Source organism: Pseudomonas sp. 57B-090624 (assembly GCF_003234055.1).
Lineage (GTDB): Bacteria > Pseudomonadota > Gammaproteobacteria > Pseudomonadales > Pseudomonadaceae > Metapseudomonas > Metapseudomonas tohonis.
Map to the genome: position 1 here is coordinate 1 of NZ_QKRU01000105.1, position 15,303 is coordinate 15,303.

Below are 15,303 nucleotides of genomic sequence, written 5' to 3' on the forward strand. Positions count from 1 at the left end.
CTCCCGTCATGCAGCCCATCCCCCCGGCCGAACCGAACCCGCAGCCCCGGGGTCCTAGAACAACACCGGATAGCGCCTCCAGGAGTCACCATGCGCCTGCTTCTTGCCGTCACCTTCCTGCTCATCGGTCTGCCGGCGCTGGCCGACGACCACGCCAGCTTGTACCAGGCGGCGGGCTGGCCGGAACAGCGGGCGCATTTCAACGACGCCCTGGCGGCCGCCCAGCAGCGCTACCAGAAGACCCTGCCGCCCGCCGTCTACCAGGCGCTGGTGGAGAACAGCAACCAGCGCTTCCAGGCCCAGGCCATCGACCAGCGCGCCCAGGCCGCCTTGCGCAGCCAGCTGCAGGACCCGCGCCCCGCGCTGGCCTTCTTCCAGTCCGAACTGGGCCGCAAGATCACCGCCGCCGAAGTGCTCGCCACCCGCCGCGACCAGCTGGCCAAGAACGCCAACGGCCTGCCGCGCATCGACGCCAGCGCCACCCGCCGCCTGCAGGTGCGCCACCTGGCCCAGGCGCTGCCGGCCAAGGAAGCCGGTGCCGAAGTCAGCCTGGCACTGGCCGGGGTCGCCGCCGACAGCCTCAGCCAGATGCTGCCCGGCCTGCTCGGCGGCGGCCAGGCCCAGGGCCTGCTGGAAAGCCAGCGCCAGCGGGTGATGCAGCAGATCAGCAACGACCTCGACAACACCCTGCTCTATGTCTATCGCGACCTGTCCGATCCGGAGCTGGAGGAGTTCGTCACCTTCGCCGAGTCCGCACAGGGCAAGGCGTACTACCAGGCCGCCCTGGCCGCCGTGCGTGCCGGGCTCGCCGTAGGCCAGGACGCCGCCAGCCTGGCGCCGGCGCAGCAGGGTTACTGAGCCCGTCCTCTCTTCCGGCTGCAGCGGTGCGCATGCCGCGCCTCGCGGCGGCTCGACGCCGGCCTAGAGCCCCAGGCGCTCGCGCAGGAAGGCGAAGTAGCGCTCCCGGTAATGCGCCGCCTCGTTCACCAGGTGGTGCCCCGCCCCCTCCAGCATCAGCACCTCGGGACTGGCGAACTTGTCATCCAGCACCCTGAGGTTGTGCCGCCAGTCCACCGTCATGTCGGCATCGCCCTGGATCACCAGCGGGCTGTGCCCACAGGGCGCCGACGCCTCGATGTACGGCACCCAGCGCGCCAGCGCGCCGACCCAGGCGGTGGGCAGGTTGCGCGGCTGCAGCGGGTCGCGGTTATGGACGAAGTCGATGAACTCGGCGTCGCTGGAGTTGACGCTGAAACGCCGCGGGATGGACTCCACGAAGGGCCGCAGCATGCGGTAGCTGAATTTCGACCAGCCCCAGGCGCGGGGGCGCACCAGGGGCGCGAACAGCAGGCTGCGGCCGAGTCCGTCGGGCACCGCGCCGTTGAGCAGGAAGTCGAGGACGATCGCCCCGCCGGTGCTCTGCCCGGCCAGGTGCCAGGGCGCTGGCAGCTCCAGGCGCCCGGCCTCGCCCAGCAGCGCCGTGAGGGTGGCCTGGTACTCGGCGAAGTCACCGATGCTCGCCGGCGCACCGCTGGACAGGCCGTGGCCCGGCAGGTCGCAGGCGATCACCGCGAAGCCCAGCCCCAGCGCCCAGTCGATCACGTGGCGGTAAAGCCCCATGTGGTCGTAGTAGCCATGCAGCAACACCAGCGTGCCGCGCGGCTCCCGTGGCCACCAGGCCTGGGTCGCCACGCAATGGCCGGCGACCTGCACGCAGCCCAGGCGGCTGCGCACACTGTCCCCGCGCGCCGGGAAATCCAGCCCGTAGTAGGCACGGTAGGCCCTGAACATTTCCGGCTCGTCCCCCTCTGCGGCCAAGGGTCGCAGGAGCGCGCGCAGCTGATCGGGGTTCGGGGCGTCTGGCATCGGTACTTCCAAGGGGCTGTGCAGGGGAGCGGTCGGACCGGGTGGTCACGGCGGCACGGGCGCGAAGGCTGCCGATATTCAGCTGAGCGGCCGCTCATGGCAAGCTATCGGCCCCCATCTGACCGGTTCCCCCATGCGCCGCCCCACCCGCAAGACCCTGCTCGGCCTGATCCTCGTCGCCCTCTGGCTGGTGGCCATGGCCGTCGCCTTCTGGTGGTTCGAAGGTCGCTACCTGCGTCCCTTCGACCAGCGCGCGGCGGTGTTCTCCGGTGCCAACCTGCAACTGCCCGCGGCGCTGGCCGGCGAAGGCCACATCCGCCTGGTGCACTTCTGGGACCCGGCCTGCCCCTGCAACGTCGGCAACCAGCAGCACCTGGCGGAACTGCTGGAGCGCTATGGGCCACGCGGCGTCGACTTCTACCGGGTGCGCAAGCCCGGCAGCGAGGGGAACCTGCCGGCCAACCTCCAGGCCCTGCGCGAGATCGAGGCGCTGCCGGGCAGCGAGCAGCTGCCGGCCAGTCCCGCCGTGGCGATCTGGGACCGCCAGGGCCGCCTCGCCTACTTCGGCCCCTACAGCGAGGGGCTGACCTGCAATTCCGCCAACAGCTTCATCGAGCCGGTGCTCGAAGCGCTGATGGCCGACCGTCCCGTGGAAGCCAGCAACACCCTGGCGGTGGGCTGCTTCTGTGCCTGGGCCGACGCAACAGCGCACTGACCTGCGCTCAGCGTTCCTTCAGTTGCACCGGCTGGAAGCGCTGGAAGATGGCCTCGGCCTCGCCGCTCTCACGCAGCACCCGCAATTCCTGGTTCAGCGCCTGCAGCAACTGCTCGCCCCGGGGCGAACCCTTGCTCAGCAGCAGGTAGAAGGCCTTGCTGGCCGGCAGCTCGACGAAGCCGAGGTCGGGGTGCCCCTGGTACGCCCCCAGGGCGATGCCGCCGTAGAGGGGCTCGATCTCGCTGGGAAAGAAGTCGCAGCGCAGGTGCTGCAGCAGGTCGAGGTTCTGCTGCACGCTGGCGTAGCGCGTGGGCTCGCGCACCAGGCCGTAGGGCTCGTAGTTGTAGCCGATCACCCCGCACAGGCGGAAGTTGCTCAGGGCTGCGGCCCCGTTGATGCCGGGGGAGCGGGGGAAGCGCTGCTTCGAATAGAACAGCCCCAGGCGGGTGCGGTAGAGCGGCTCGCTGTAGTGGGCGAAGGCGGCGCGCTCGCGGGTGTAGCTGGCGTCCCAGGTCATCTCGCAACGGCCGCGCTCGGCGAAGCCGGCCAGTTCCTGCTGCACCCGTGCCCAGGGCCAGTAGGTCACCTCGTAGGCCAGCCCGAGGCGGTCCAGGGCGGTGAACACCAGGGTCGTCGCCGAGCCGCTGAGGTGCTCGCGGTCCGCCTGGCCATCCCGGCGCTCCCAGAAGGTGTAGGGCGGCCACTCGTTGCTGTCGCCCAGGCAGATCTTCACCGGCTCGGAAGCTTCGAGACCGAGACTGGCCGCCAGCAGGCAACCTGCGATGAGTCGGTAAGGCATCCCAGCAACCCTCGTCCGGGTGGGATCGACCGCCTCCCTGCCCGTACGGCGTGCCCTCCCTGAGACGCCGGTTCACCGCGCGAGCGGTTGACCGAGCATAGTCCAGCGCAGGCGCTCAGGCGTCGCGACCCAGCGCGCGCGGGGTGACCCCTTCCCAACGGCGGAAGGCGCGATAGAAGGGCGACAGCTCGGCGAAGCCGCAGGCCCGGGCCACCTCGCGAATACCCTGCCCCTCGGCCAGCAGCTCCCGCGCGCGCATGCGCCGTGCCTCGTCGTGCAGTGCCCGGAAACTGCTGCCCTGCTCCGCCAGGCTGCGCTGCAGGGCGCTACGGCCGAGCCCCAGCGCGGCGGCGCAGGCGGCCAGGGTGCAATCGCCACGCTCCATGTGCAGCGCCAGCCAGTAGCGCACCCGCTCCAGCAACTGGTTCTCCACCAGTTGCTCCAGCTGCAGCGCAGCCTCCTGCAACAGCACCTCGAACACCCGCGGACTGGCGCTGCCCAGGGGCCGGCCGAGCAGTTCGCGGGGCAGCACCAGGGCGTCATGGGGCTGGCCGAACGACGGCTCCATGGCGAACAGCCGCCGGTGCTCCCCCAGGCGTCGCGGGCGCGGGTGGCGGAAGCTCACGCCGAGCACCGGCAACGGGCCGCCGATGATGCTGGCGAGGGTTCGCTGCATCAGCAGCGCCACGCACTCGACCTGCTGGCGCAGGTGGCCGATGCCCCGGTAGTGCAGGTCGATCACCAGGCGCGCCTGCTCGCCGTCCTCCTCCAGGCGCGCGGCGAAGCCTCCGGAAACCACGTGCTGGTAGCGCACGAAGGCGTCTAGGCCCTGGCGCAGGTCACGCGCCGACTGCAGCAGGTAGCCCATCACGTCCATGGGGCGCGGGCGCATCACCTCGGCCAGGTGCAGGCCGATGTCCTCGTCGCCGGTGATCGCCGCCAGCGCCTGCCAGAAACGCGGCGCGCTGTCGTGGTCCTCGCGGCCGTCCAGCCAGGGCACCGACGGCGGCTGGCCGTAGACCCGGCGGTAGGTGTCGGTCGGGTCCAGGCCGAGCTCGGCCAGTGCCTCGTAGAGCAGGCGGCGCAGGGTCGAGGAGTGGGTGAGGGCGGTACGTGGCAGCAGGGGCGGGATCATGGGGCCTCCGGTTTTGACCCTATGCTTTGCGCTTCGCTGCATTCGGTCAATGCGAGCGTGCTGCCGGCTGCGCAGAATGCGCCCACTACAACAAGGAGAACCGTCCATGAAACGCACTCTCACAGCCCTTGCCGTGATCGTGGCCGCAGTGGCCGCCGGTGGCGCCTGGTACGCCCAGGGCAAGAAGCCGCTGCGCGACGGCGAGCTGGCCCTGGAGCACCTGCAGGCACCGGTCAGCGTCCGCTACGACGAACGCGGCGTGCCCCATATCCAGGCCGCCAGCGAGACCGACATGTACCGCGCCCTGGGCTTCGTCCATGCCCAGGACCGCCTGTTCCAGATGGAGATGCTGCGCCGCCTCGCCCGGGGCGAACTGGCCGAGGTGCTGGGCGCCCGCCTGGTCGACACCGACCGCATGTTCCGCACCCTGGAGCTGCGCCAGCATGCCGCCGTCTACGCGAAGAAGATGGACATGGACAGCCCCGCCGCCAAGGCCCTGCTGGCCTACCTCGACGGCATCAACCAGTACCAGGCCAGCCGCCCGGCACCGGTGGAGTTCGACCTGCTGGGCATCCCCAAGCGCCCCTTCACCGTGGAAGACACCCTCTCCGTCGCCGGCTACATGGCCTACAGCTTCGCCGCCGCCTTCCGGACCGAGCCGGTGCTGACCTACGTGCGTGACGAGCTGGGCGCCGACTACCTCAAGGTCTTCGACCTCGACTGGCACCCCGAGGGCGTGGTCGGGCCGAAGCTCGCCGCCAGCGACTGGCAGGCCCTCAACGGCCTCGCCCGCCTCAGCCACCAGGCCCTGGTGGAAGCCGGCCTGCCGCAGTTCGAGGGCAGCAACGCCTGGGCCGTCTCCGGCAGCCGCACCGCCAGCGGCAAGCCCCTGCTGGCCGGCGACCCGCACATCCGCTTCGCCGTCCCGGCAGTGTGGTACGAGGCCCAGGCCTCCTACCCCGGCTTCGAGCTCTACGGCCATTACCAGGCGCTCAACCCCACCGCATCGCTGGGGCACAACGGGCAGTTCGCCTGGAGCCTGACCATGTTCCAGAACGACGACCTCGACCTGGTCGCCGAGAAGGTCAACCCGGACAACCCCAACCAGGTCTGGTACCAGGGCCAGTGGGTGGACCTGAAGAGCCGCGAGGAGACCATCCAGGTCAAGGACGCAGACCCTGTGAAGCTGACCCTGCGCCGCTCGCCCCACGGCCCCATCGTCAACGACGCCCTCGGAGCCACCCCCGGCAAGACCCCGATCGCCATGTGGTGGGCCTTCCTCGAAACCGAGAACCCCATCCTCGACGCCTTCTACCAGCTCAATCGCGCCGACACCCTGGACAAGGCCCGCAGCGCCGCCGAGAAGATCCACGCCCCCGGTCTCAACGTCGTCTGGGCCAGCGCCGCCGGCGACATCGGCTGGTGGGCCTCGGCCAAGCTGCCGCAGCGCCCGGACGGGGTGAACCCCTACTTCATCCTCGACGGTGCCAGCGGCCAGGCGGACAAGCCCGGCTACCTGCCCTTCAGCGCCAACCCCCACGAGGAGAACCCCGAGCGCGGCTACATCGTCTCGGCCAACTACCAGCCGCAGTCGCCCACCGGCGTCGCCATCCCCGGCTACTACAACCTGCCGGACCGCGGCCAGCGCCTGGACCAGCTGCTCGCGCAGAAGGACGTGAAGTGGGACCAGGACAACAGCCGCGCCCTGCAGCTGGAAACCGCCACCGGCTACGGCCCGCGCCTGCTCGCCCCGTTGCTGGGCGAGCTGCGCGCCGCCGCGGCCGACGACGCCGAGCGCGCCCTCATCGAGCAACTGGCCGCCTGGCAGGGCGACCACCCGCTGGATTCCACTGCCGCGACCGTCTTCGAACAACTGGTCTACGAGCTGGCCCGTGGCGCTTTCCACGACGAGCTGGGCGACGCCTTCTTCGACAACCTGCTGTCCACCCGCGTGCTCGACGTGGCCCTGCCGCGCCTGGCCGCCGACGCCGACTCGCCCTGGTGGGACGTGCGCGGCACCGACGCCCGCGAGACCCGTGCCGATACGGTGAAGGCCGCCTGGCAGGCCAGCCTCGCCCACCTGAAGCAGACCCTAGGCGCGGACGGTTCGAAATGGGCCTGGGGCCGCGCCCACACCCTCACCCACGGCCACCCGCTGGGCATGCAGAAGCCGCTGGACAAGCTGTTCAACGTCGGCCCCTTCGCCGCACCCGGCGGCCACGAGGTGCCCAACAACCTGTCCAACCGCGTCGGCCCGGCGCCCTGGGAAGTGGTCTACGGCCCCTCCACCCGCCGCCTGGTCGACATGGCCGATCCGGCCCACGCCATCGGCATCAACCCGGTGGGCCAGAGTGGCGTGGTCTTCGACCGCCACTACGACGACCAGGCCGAGCGCTACGTCAAGGGCGAGTACGTGCCGATGCACATGAGCGAAGAGGACGTGAAGGCCAATACCCAGGGAACGCTGAAGCTGGTGCCTGCCAGGTAGGTCGCGACCAGCCATGACCGGGCCCCGCGGATGCGGGGCCCTGTTCTTTGGGCCTTTGGGTGCCCCCCCGCATTCACGGGGGTGACGGAGTGGCGCGAAGTTCCGCATACCTCGTCATCCTTTCGAATGCGGGAATCCACTGAACCCGCCACGCCAGAAATCCCCTACCCGATGTTCGGAAGCCTCTCAGAACGACTGATAGCACCATGATCCGCTCCCATCCCGAGGAGCAATTCCATGGCCACCCGCCAGCCCGCCGTCTACATCCTGGCCAGCCGCTTCAACGGCAGCCTCTACATCGGCGTCACCTCCGACCTGGTGAAGCGCATCTGGATGCATCGCAACAGCTATGTGGATGGTTTCACCCAACGTCATGGCATCAAACGCCTGGTCTACTTCGAAATGCACGGGTCGATGCTGGAGGCCATCCAGCGCGAGAAGCGCCTGAAGAAATGGCGCAGGGAGTGGAAGGTGGAGCTGATCGAGTCGACGAACCCACAGTGGCTCGACCTGTGGGACGAACTGGTCAGCCAGGGCTTTTAGTGGATCCCCGCGTTCGCGAGGATGACGGGGTGAGGCGGAACGTCCCCACACCAGCGTCACCCCTGCGCATGCGGGGGCCCAAGAACACCGGCCCTACTGGATCCCCGCATTCGCGAGGATGACGGAAAGAGGCGAAGCGCCCCCAACCACCGTCCCCCCCGCGTACGCAGAAGCCCACTGAACAGCGCCTCTTACTGGATCCCCGCGTTCGCGGGGATGACGGGTAAAGCGGAACGTCCCCAACCACCGTCACCCCCGCGCACGCGGGGGCCCACTAAGCCCCATCCAGCGGACAAGGCCCCCTCAGCTCCGATACAGCTTCAGGCTCTCGACCCGCGCCCGGTAGGCGGCGAGGCGGTCCTTGAGCTCGCCCTTGCGCCTGGAGGCGACGCAGTGCAGCAGCACGTTGAGGGCGCTGGTGAGGCCGCCGGTGGATTCGAGGATCAGCCCGGTCTTGGTCTTCATGGTGACGATCCAGGGCGTGGAGATGTGCCGGGCGATGCCGTATTCATCGGTGAACACCACCAGGTCCGTGTCCTCCTTGAGGGTGTTGGCGAAGGCGATGCCGACATCGGCGTAGGGGGCGATGTCGATCAGTACCACGCAGCAGCGCTCGTCGCGGCTGTCCACCCACTGGCCGAGCACACCCCGGTAGAGGTCGAGGAACTCCACCCCCGAACGCACCAGCGACAGGCGGCTGGCGAAGTCCTCGGCCAGGCCGCGGATGGTCTGGAAGCCGCAGACGAACACACGCTCGGCCTCGGCGACACGGGTGACGATGTCCTGCCAGTGCTGGCTGTTGAGCTGGTTGCCGAAGCTGACGAGGGCGTCGATCTCCTCGTTGAGGTGGGCGAGCAGGTCATCGGGCTGCTTCTCCACCCGCTCGATCAGGGTGGTGTTGAGCAGCGACTGCACGCGGATGTCGTCGCGCAGCTCCTCCTTCAGGCTCTTCAGCCCCTTGTAGCCGAGGCGCCGCAGGAAGCGGCTGACGGTGTTGGGGCTGACCCCGCTCTTCTGCGCCAGGCTGGCGCCGCTCTCGAAGGCGATGGTCTCCAGGTTCGCCTGGATATAGGCCCACAGGGTGCGTTCGTTCGGCGTCAGCTTGCCGTCGATCTGCTCCACTTTGCTGTCCAGCATGCCCGGTTCCCTGTCTATTTCTGGAAGATTAATGTCAATGTATTGATCGATGGAAGAAACATACTTTATGCTCCACGGCGAGGCAAAAAATAAAAACACCGTTTCTTCCGCTACCCCTTCGGCCCATCGGCCATGCAAGAGCTGCCCCAGCCAGGCCCGCGCCAGCCGCGCCGGGCCCAGAACGGAGAACAGGAACATGCCCGCTCATCCCCTGCTGCATCCTCTGCGCCGCCTCGCCGCGCCGCTGCTCGCCACCACCCTGGCCTTCACCGTCGGCGCCGCACAGGCCGCCGAGGAGCTGCACCTGTACAACTGGGGCGACTACATCAACCCCGAGGTGCTCAAGCGCTTCACCGCCGAGACCGGCATCAAGGTGTCACTGGACACCTACGGCAGCAACGAGGAAATGCTCGCCAAGCTCCAGGCCGGTGCGACCGGCTACGACATCGTGTTCCCCTCCGTGCACATGCACGACACCCTGTCCGCCCTGGGCCTGCTGGAGAAGACCGACATCGGCGCCAGCCCGGCCTTCGCCAACATCGACCCGGCCTTCCTCCGCGCCAAGTCCGACCCCAGGGGCGAGCAGTGCCTGCCCTACGCCTGGGGCACCGTCGGCATCTTCTACAACAAGACCAAGGTGGACCGCCCCATCGAATCCTGGGCGGATTTCTTCGCCCTGGCCGAGTCCGGCAAGAAGGTCATCCTGCTCGACGACATGCGCGAGACCCTGGGCGTCGGCCTGATCGTCAACGGCAAGTCGGTCAACACCACCGATGCCGCCGACCTCAAGGTCTCCGAGCAGTGGCTGCTGGAGCGCAAGCCGCTGGTCTCGGCCTTCACCTACGACAGCGTGCCCATGGTGCAGTCGGGCGACGTGGCCGCCGCACACTACTTCGTCGGCGCCATGATGTACGTGAAGCAGGACCCGCAGAACCTCGCCTACGTCATCCCCAGGGAAGGCGCGACGATGTACCAGGAAGACATGTGCGTGCTCAGGAGCGCACCGAACAAGGCCAACGCCAAGCGCTTCATGGAGTTCTTCCTCAACCCCGAGATCGCCGCCCTCAACACCCGGCAGCAGATGAACGGCACGCCCAACCGCGAGGCGCTCAAGCTGCTGCCCGCCGAGCTGCGCGACAACCCGCAGGTCAACCCGCCGGCCGATGTCATGGCCAAGCTGCAGATCTTCAACGACCTGGGCAAGGACCTGAAGAAGTACGACCGCGCCTGGACCCGCGTGCGCACCGCCAACTGAGCCAGCAAGAGCGCGGGCGCGCCCGCGCCCGCCGGAGTTCTCCATGACCTGCATCGTCAACAGTGCACCGGTGGTCCAGATCACCGCTGCGGTGAAGCACTACCGTGCCCCGGAAGGCCACGCCGTCCGCGCCCTCGACGGCGTCGACCTGTGCGTCGGCGGCAATGAATTCGTCACCCTGCTCGGCCCCTCCGGCTGCGGCAAGACCACCCTGCTAAGGGTGATCAGCGGCTTCGAGGGCCTCGACGGCGGCGAGCTGCGCATCCAGGGCCAACGGATGAACGACGTACCCGCGCACCTGCGCCCGGTGCACACCGTGTTCCAGAGCTATGCCCTGTTCCCCCACCTCAGCGTCGGCGACAACGTCGGCTACGCGCTGGACATCCGTGGCGTCGCCAAGGCCCAGCGCAACCGCCAGGTGGCCGACGCCCTCGAACTGGTGGGCATGGCGGGGCTGGAGAAGCGCAAGCCCGGCCAGCTCTCCGGTGGCCAGCAGCAGCGCATCGCCCTGGCCCGCGCCATCGTCAACAAGCCCGCCCTGCTGCTGCTCGACGAGCCGCTCTCGGCCCTCGACCGCCAGTTGCGCCAGAGCATGCAGCGCGAACTGAAGAACCTGCAGAGCGAGCTGGGCATCGCCTTCGTCTTCGTCACCCATGACCAGGAAGAAGCGCTGACCATGTCCGACCGCATCGTCGTGCTCAATGGCGGCCACGTGCAGCAGCTGGGCAGCCCGGAAGACATCTACGACCGCCCGGCCAACGCCTTCGTCGCCGGCTTCATCGGCGAGAGCAACCTGTTCGACGGCCGCGTCACCCGCCACCACGGCGACGCCGTGGAGTTCGCCACCGCCCAGGGCGACACCCTGCGCCTGCGCCGCACCGACCTGGCGCCGGGGCAGAAGCTCCAGGCGATGCTGCGCCCCGAGCAGTTCCACCTCGCCTGCCCGGGCGACCCGGCCCGCCACGCCTGCATCGAAGGCCGCGTGCTGCAACAGGTGTTCATCGGCAAGGACTTCGAACTCAGCGTGCGCACCCTGCACGGCAGCCCGGTGAAGGCGGTACTGCGCGCCCCCTCGCGGGAGCTGATGAGCACGCTCGAGGCCGGCGCGCGGGTGCAGCTGTGGTACGCCACCGATGCCCCGCACCTGCTGCTGGCCTAGGGAGAACCGCCCATGACTTCGCTTTCCCTCGCCGCCCGCGCACGCCTGCGCCTGGTGGCCCTGCTCAGCCCGGCGACCCTGGTGATCGTCGGCTTCTTCCTCGTGCCCATGGCCATCATGGCGCTCTACAGCCTGCTGGAGCCGGGCCTGTACGGCGGCGTGGAATGGTCCTTCTACCCGGACAACTTCGGCCGCATCCTCGGCTGGGCCGACGGCAGCAACGAAGAGTTCGACATCGTCTACCTGGAGATCCTGCTGCGCTCGTTCAAGCTGGCGGCGATCACCGTCGTGCTGACCCTCGCGGTCTGCTACCCGGCAGCCTTCTGGGTGGCGCGGCAGCCGGAGCGGCGGCGCAACTTCTTCCTCTTCCTCATCACCCTGCCGTTCTTCACCAGCCTGATCGTGCGGCTCTACGCCTGGGTGCTGATCCTGCGGCCCACCGGCTTCCTCAACCTGGCGCTGCAGGCCCTGGGCCTGGCCGACCGGCCGCTGAACCTGATCTACAGCGAAACCGCCGTGCTGATCGGCATGACCTACATCTTCATCCCCTTCATGTTCATGCCCATCTACGCCAGCGTGGAGAAGCTCGACCGCAAGCTGCTGGAAGCCTCCGCCGACCTCGGCGCCAGCCGCTGGCAGAGCTTCTGGCGCATCGTCTTCCCGCTGACCCTGCCGGGCATCGCCGCCGGCTCGATCATCGTCTTCATCCCCAGCCTGGGTAACTTCATCGTGCCCTCGCTGCTGGGCGGCGCGCGGGTGGTGATGATCGGCAACCTGGTGGAGCAGCAGTTCCTCGCCGCGCGCAACTGGCCCTTCGGCGCCGCCCTGGCGATGCTGATCATGGCCGCCATGCTGGTGTTCCTGCTGCTCTACGTGCGCTGGCAGTCACGCGCCCAGGTGAAGGAGGGGCTGGCATGAACGCCCTCATCGCCCGCCTGGGGCGCGGCCTGCTCGGCGGCTACAGCCTGGCCTTCTTCGCCTTCCTGTACCTGCCCATCGCCCTGATCGTCGCCTACTCGTTCAATGCCAACCCGGTGAACATGATGATCTGGAGCGGCGCCAGCCTGGACTGGTACCGCACCCTGTTCGGCCTCTCCAGCGCGCTGAACGAGAACGCGCTCTACGTGGAGTCCACCGACCAGCTGGTGGCCGCCCTGCGCACCAGCCTCATCGTGGCCCTGAGCACCACGCTGATCGCCACCCTGGTCGGCACCCTCACCGCCCTCGCCCTGGCGCGCTACCGCTTCCGCCTGCAGGGCTTCTACCGGGTGCTGCTGTTCCTGCCGATGCTGATGCCGGACATCGTCCTCGGCATCGCCCTGCTGATCTTCTTCGTCGGCAGCGGCATCCCCCTGGGCAAGACGTCGATCATCATCGGCCACTGCACCTTCCTCATCAGCTACGTGTTCCTCATCGTCAGCGCCCGCCTGGCGGGGATGGACACGCGCCTGGAAGAGGCCTCGGCGGACCTCGGCGCCTCGCCCTGGACCACCTTCCGCCGCATCACCCTGCCGCAGATCCTCCCCGGCGTGCTCGGCGGCGCCCTGCTGGCCTTCATCATCTCGATGGACGACCTGGTGATCACCTACTTCATCTCCGGGGTCGATGCCACCACGCTGCCGGTGTTCATCTACGGGATGATCCGCCGCGGCATCAAGCCCGAGATCAACGCCATCGCCACCCTGCTGCTGATCGCCTCGCTGCTCATCGCCTCCCTCGGGCTCTACCTGCGCAACCGCAAGCCCGCCACGTCCCCTGCCGAGAATGCCCATGGCTAAACCACGCGCCCGTGAACTCGGGCTGGCCGTCCCCGGCCGGCCCGGCCCCAACAACGCCATCACCGATGTGCCCGGCGTGCGCGTCGGCTACCGCACCCTCGACGGCATCGCCGCCAGCGGCAAGCGCATCAAGACCGGCGTCACCGCCATCCTCCCCCGGGGCCTGGAGCGCGAGCCGCAGCCGGTGTGGGCGGGCTTCCACGCCCTCAACGGCAACGGCGAGATGACCGGCACCCACTGGATCGAGCACGGCGGCTACTTCGTCGGGCCGGTGTGCATCACCAACTCCCACAGCGTCGGCATCGTCCACCACGCCGCCACGCGCTGGACCATCGACCACTACGCGCAGGCCTGGGAGGCCAGCCACCTGTGGGCGATGCCGGTGGTGGCCGAGACCTACGACGGGGTGATCAACGACATCAACGGCCAGCACGTCACCGAGGCCGATGCCCTGGCGGCGCTGGCGGACGCCCGCGACGGCGCCATCGCCGAGGGCAACGTCGGCGGCGGCAACGGCATGATCTGCTACGGCTTCAAGGGCGGCACCGGCACCGCCTCGCGGCTGCTGGAGATCGACGGCCAGGCCTACACCCTGGGCGCCCTGGTGCAGGCCAACCACGGCCAGCGCGACTGGCTCAAGGTGCTCGGCGTACCGGTGGGCAAGGCCCTGGGCGAGCAGCCCCAGGGGCTGGACCGCGAGCGCGGCTCGATCATCGTCATCCTCGCCACCGACGCCCCGCTGCTGCCCCACCAGCTGCGCCGCCTGGCCCAGCGCGCCGGCCTCGGCATCGGCCTGGGCGGCACGCCGGGGGGCAACAACTCGGGGGACATCTTCCTCGCCTTCAGCGTGGCCAACCCGCGCCCCCTGCCCCAGCTCACCCCGGGCGGGCGCTTCAGCCTGGAGTGCCTCAACGACGAACACATCGACGCCCTCTACCTGGCGGCGGTCGAAAGCACGGACGAGGCCATCCTCAACGCCATGCTCGCCGCCGAGGACGCCGTGATGCAGAAGCCGCAAGGCATCTGCCCGGCGCTGGACGGCGAGCGGTTGCAGGCGTTGCTGGAGGAAGCGGGGCGGGTTGAGGCCTAGCCCCAGGCACCGGCGCTCTTCGTAGGATGGGTAGAGGTACGAAACCCATCGATGCGGAGCGACCCGTAACCGCATGGGTTTCGCTTCGCTCTACCCATCCTACGAACCGCAAGACGCCGCTTTCACGAATGAATTCGCTCCCATCGGTGGTCAATCGCCCGGGACGGGCGCCGGCGCGCTGCCGCCGGGCAGGTGTTCCTTGCAGTAGTCGACGAACATCTGCGCCGGCTTGGTCAGCTGGGCGCGCTTGAGCCAGGCGGCCACCAGGCCGGAGCCGGTGACGGGCTCGGCGATGTCCACCATCACCACCTTCTTGCCGTCGTAGGTGCATTCGGAATGGGGCCGGGTGACCAGCACCGAGAAGCCGAAACCCTGGCCGACCATGCCGCGCACCATCTCGATGGAGGGTGAGCTGAAGCCGATATTCGGGCTCAGGCCGAGCTCCTCGAACAGGCTGACGAAGTAGGTCCGGCTCGGCTGCACGTCGAGCAGGATCATCGGCTCCAGCACCAGGTCGCGCAGCGACACCTGGGCCTGGTGGGCGAAGCGGTGGTTCTCCGGCAGCAGCGCGTAGGGCCGCTGCGGCGGCATCAGGGGGTCGGTCTCGATGGTGGCGTCGAGCTCGTGCTGGTAGAGGATCGCCAGGTCGAAGCGCCCGGCGGTCAGGCCCTGCACCAGCTCCTGCTGCTCGCCATCGCCGATGCGGATCTCCACCCCCGGGTAGCGCTCGCGAAAACCCGCGATCAGCCCCGGCAGGTAGAGCGGCGCCACGGTCTCGAAGCAGCCGATGTCGATCTGCCCGGCCACAACATCGTTCACCGCCAGGGCGTTCTGCTCGAACTCCCAGGCCATGCGCAGCAGGTCCTGGGCCTTGCGGTAGAAGCGCGAGCCGCTGGGGGTGAGCGACACGCCCTGGGCGTGGTGGCGGATGAACAGCTGCACGCCGAAGCTCTCCTCCAGCCCCTTGATGGCGGTGGAGATGGACGGCTGGGCGATGTACAGCTTGCGCGACGCCTCGGCCACGCTGCCGCACTCCACGGTCGTCACGAAGTACTTGAGTTGTCGCAGGGTGTAGTTCGCCACGGGGCACCTCGGCGTCGCGTGCCACCTGCGGTCATGGCCGGGCAGCTGGTTGTGGGCGGGATCGTCCCTGCGAAACATACCCCAGGCACCGCGGCATGGGCTGCCGCGCTGCCGAGCTTTTTCTTATCCACCGAGCATATTTTTAATAATTTTCCTCGGCCGAGCTCTATCGCACCATCCGCTGCACTCGACCCACGAAGCCCGGACCGCGCAGACGGTCGGCGAGCACGTGCAGCCTGTCCGCCCCCCGGCCAC

General features: G+C 68.8%; 14 protein-coding genes. 9 read left to right on the forward strand and 5 right to left on the reverse strand.

Annotation, left to right across the window (positions count from 1 at the left end):
• Positions 1 to 90 precede the first annotated feature (90 nt).
• Positions 91 to 858 (forward strand): DUF2059 domain-containing protein, encoded by a 768-nt coding sequence (locus tag DMX10_RS29875; protein WP_111264507.1) that lies wholly within the window; start codon positions 91 to 93, stop codon positions 856 to 858.
• Between the two features lie 63 nt (positions 859 to 921).
• On the opposite strand, the gene DMX10_RS29880 is transcribed toward DMX10_RS29875, so the two are convergent.
• Complete coding sequence (locus DMX10_RS29880; protein ID WP_111264508.1) at positions 922 to 1,866, reverse strand: alpha/beta hydrolase; 945 nt, start codon at positions 1,864 to 1,866, stop codon at positions 922 to 924.
• A 133-nt stretch (positions 1,867 to 1,999) separates the two neighbouring features.
• Between DMX10_RS29880 and DMX10_RS29885 the strand changes: the two genes are divergently transcribed.
• Positions 2,000 to 2,581, forward strand: coding sequence for a DUF6436 domain-containing protein (locus DMX10_RS29885; protein WP_111264509.1), 582 nt, complete (start codon positions 2,000 to 2,002; stop codon positions 2,579 to 2,581).
• Positions 2,582 to 2,588: 7 nt separating this feature from the next.
• On the opposite strand, the gene DMX10_RS29890 is transcribed toward DMX10_RS29885, so the two are convergent.
• Complete coding sequence (locus DMX10_RS29890; RefSeq protein ID WP_111264510.1) at positions 2,589 to 3,380, reverse strand: ABC transporter substrate-binding protein; 792 nt, start codon at positions 3,378 to 3,380, stop codon at positions 2,589 to 2,591.
• Between the two features lie 115 nt (positions 3,381 to 3,495).
• Positions 3,496 to 4,515 (reverse strand): AraC family transcriptional regulator, encoded by a 1,020-nt coding sequence (locus DMX10_RS29895; protein WP_111264511.1) that lies wholly within the window; start codon positions 4,513 to 4,515, stop codon positions 3,496 to 3,498.
• Positions 4,516 to 4,621: 106 nt separating this feature from the next.
• Between DMX10_RS29895 and DMX10_RS29900 the strand changes: the two genes are divergently transcribed.
• Together DMX10_RS29900 and DMX10_RS29905 are read left to right on the forward strand one after the other, a co-directional pair.
• On the forward strand, positions 4,622 to 7,003 hold the full coding sequence (locus DMX10_RS29900; protein WP_111264512.1) for a penicillin acylase family protein: 2,382 nt from the start codon (positions 4,622 to 4,624) through the stop codon (positions 7,001 to 7,003).
• A gap of 237 nt (positions 7,004 to 7,240) precedes the next feature.
• Positions 7,241 to 7,546 (forward strand): GIY-YIG nuclease family protein, encoded by a 306-nt coding sequence (locus DMX10_RS29905; RefSeq protein WP_111264513.1) that lies wholly within the window; start codon positions 7,241 to 7,243, stop codon positions 7,544 to 7,546.
• A 303-nt stretch (positions 7,547 to 7,849) separates the two neighbouring features.
• Here the strand turns inward: DMX10_RS29905 and DMX10_RS29910 are convergent, their stop codons facing one another.
• Positions 7,850 to 8,683, reverse strand: a complete 834-nt coding sequence (locus DMX10_RS29910) for a MurR/RpiR family transcriptional regulator (RefSeq protein WP_111264514.1) — start codon at positions 8,681 to 8,683, stop codon at positions 7,850 to 7,852.
• Positions 8,684 to 8,879: 196 nt separating this feature from the next.
• Between DMX10_RS29910 and DMX10_RS29915 the strand changes: the two genes are divergently transcribed.
• Genes DMX10_RS29915 through DMX10_RS29935 form a run of 5 tightly spaced genes read left to right on the forward strand, consistent with a single transcriptional unit; the run spans position 8,880 to position 13,965 of the window.
• A complete protein-coding gene (locus DMX10_RS29915; RefSeq protein WP_111264515.1) occupies positions 8,880 to 9,938 on the forward strand; it encodes a spermidine/putrescine ABC transporter substrate-binding protein in 1,059 nt (352 codons plus the stop codon).
• Between the two features lie 43 nt (positions 9,939 to 9,981).
• Positions 9,982 to 11,097 (forward strand): ABC transporter ATP-binding protein, encoded by a 1,116-nt coding sequence (locus DMX10_RS29920; RefSeq protein WP_111264516.1) that lies wholly within the window; start codon positions 9,982 to 9,984, stop codon positions 11,095 to 11,097.
• 12 nt (positions 11,098 to 11,109) lie between these two features.
• A complete protein-coding gene (locus DMX10_RS29925; RefSeq protein ID WP_111264517.1) occupies positions 11,110 to 12,015 on the forward strand; it encodes an ABC transporter permease in 906 nt (301 codons plus the stop codon).
• The gene (locus tag DMX10_RS29930) at positions 12,012 to 12,875 is read left to right on the forward strand and encodes an ABC transporter permease (protein ID WP_111264518.1); all 864 of its coding nucleotides are present in this window, start codon (positions 12,012 to 12,014) and stop codon (positions 12,873 to 12,875) included. The genes DMX10_RS29925 and DMX10_RS29930 overlap by 4 nt, the downstream gene beginning before the upstream one ends.
• The gene (locus DMX10_RS29935) at positions 12,868 to 13,965 is read left to right on the forward strand and encodes a P1 family peptidase (protein ID WP_111264519.1); all 1,098 of its coding nucleotides are present in this window, start codon (positions 12,868 to 12,870) and stop codon (positions 13,963 to 13,965) included. The genes DMX10_RS29930 and DMX10_RS29935 overlap by 8 nt, the downstream gene beginning before the upstream one ends.
• A 150-nt stretch (positions 13,966 to 14,115) precedes the next feature.
• On the opposite strand, the gene DMX10_RS29940 is transcribed toward DMX10_RS29935, so the two are convergent.
• Entirely contained in the window at positions 14,116 to 15,048 is a 933-nt protein-coding gene (locus tag DMX10_RS29940; protein WP_111264520.1) for a LysR substrate-binding domain-containing protein, read from the reverse strand.
• Positions 15,049 to 15,303: the final 255 nt, after the last annotated feature.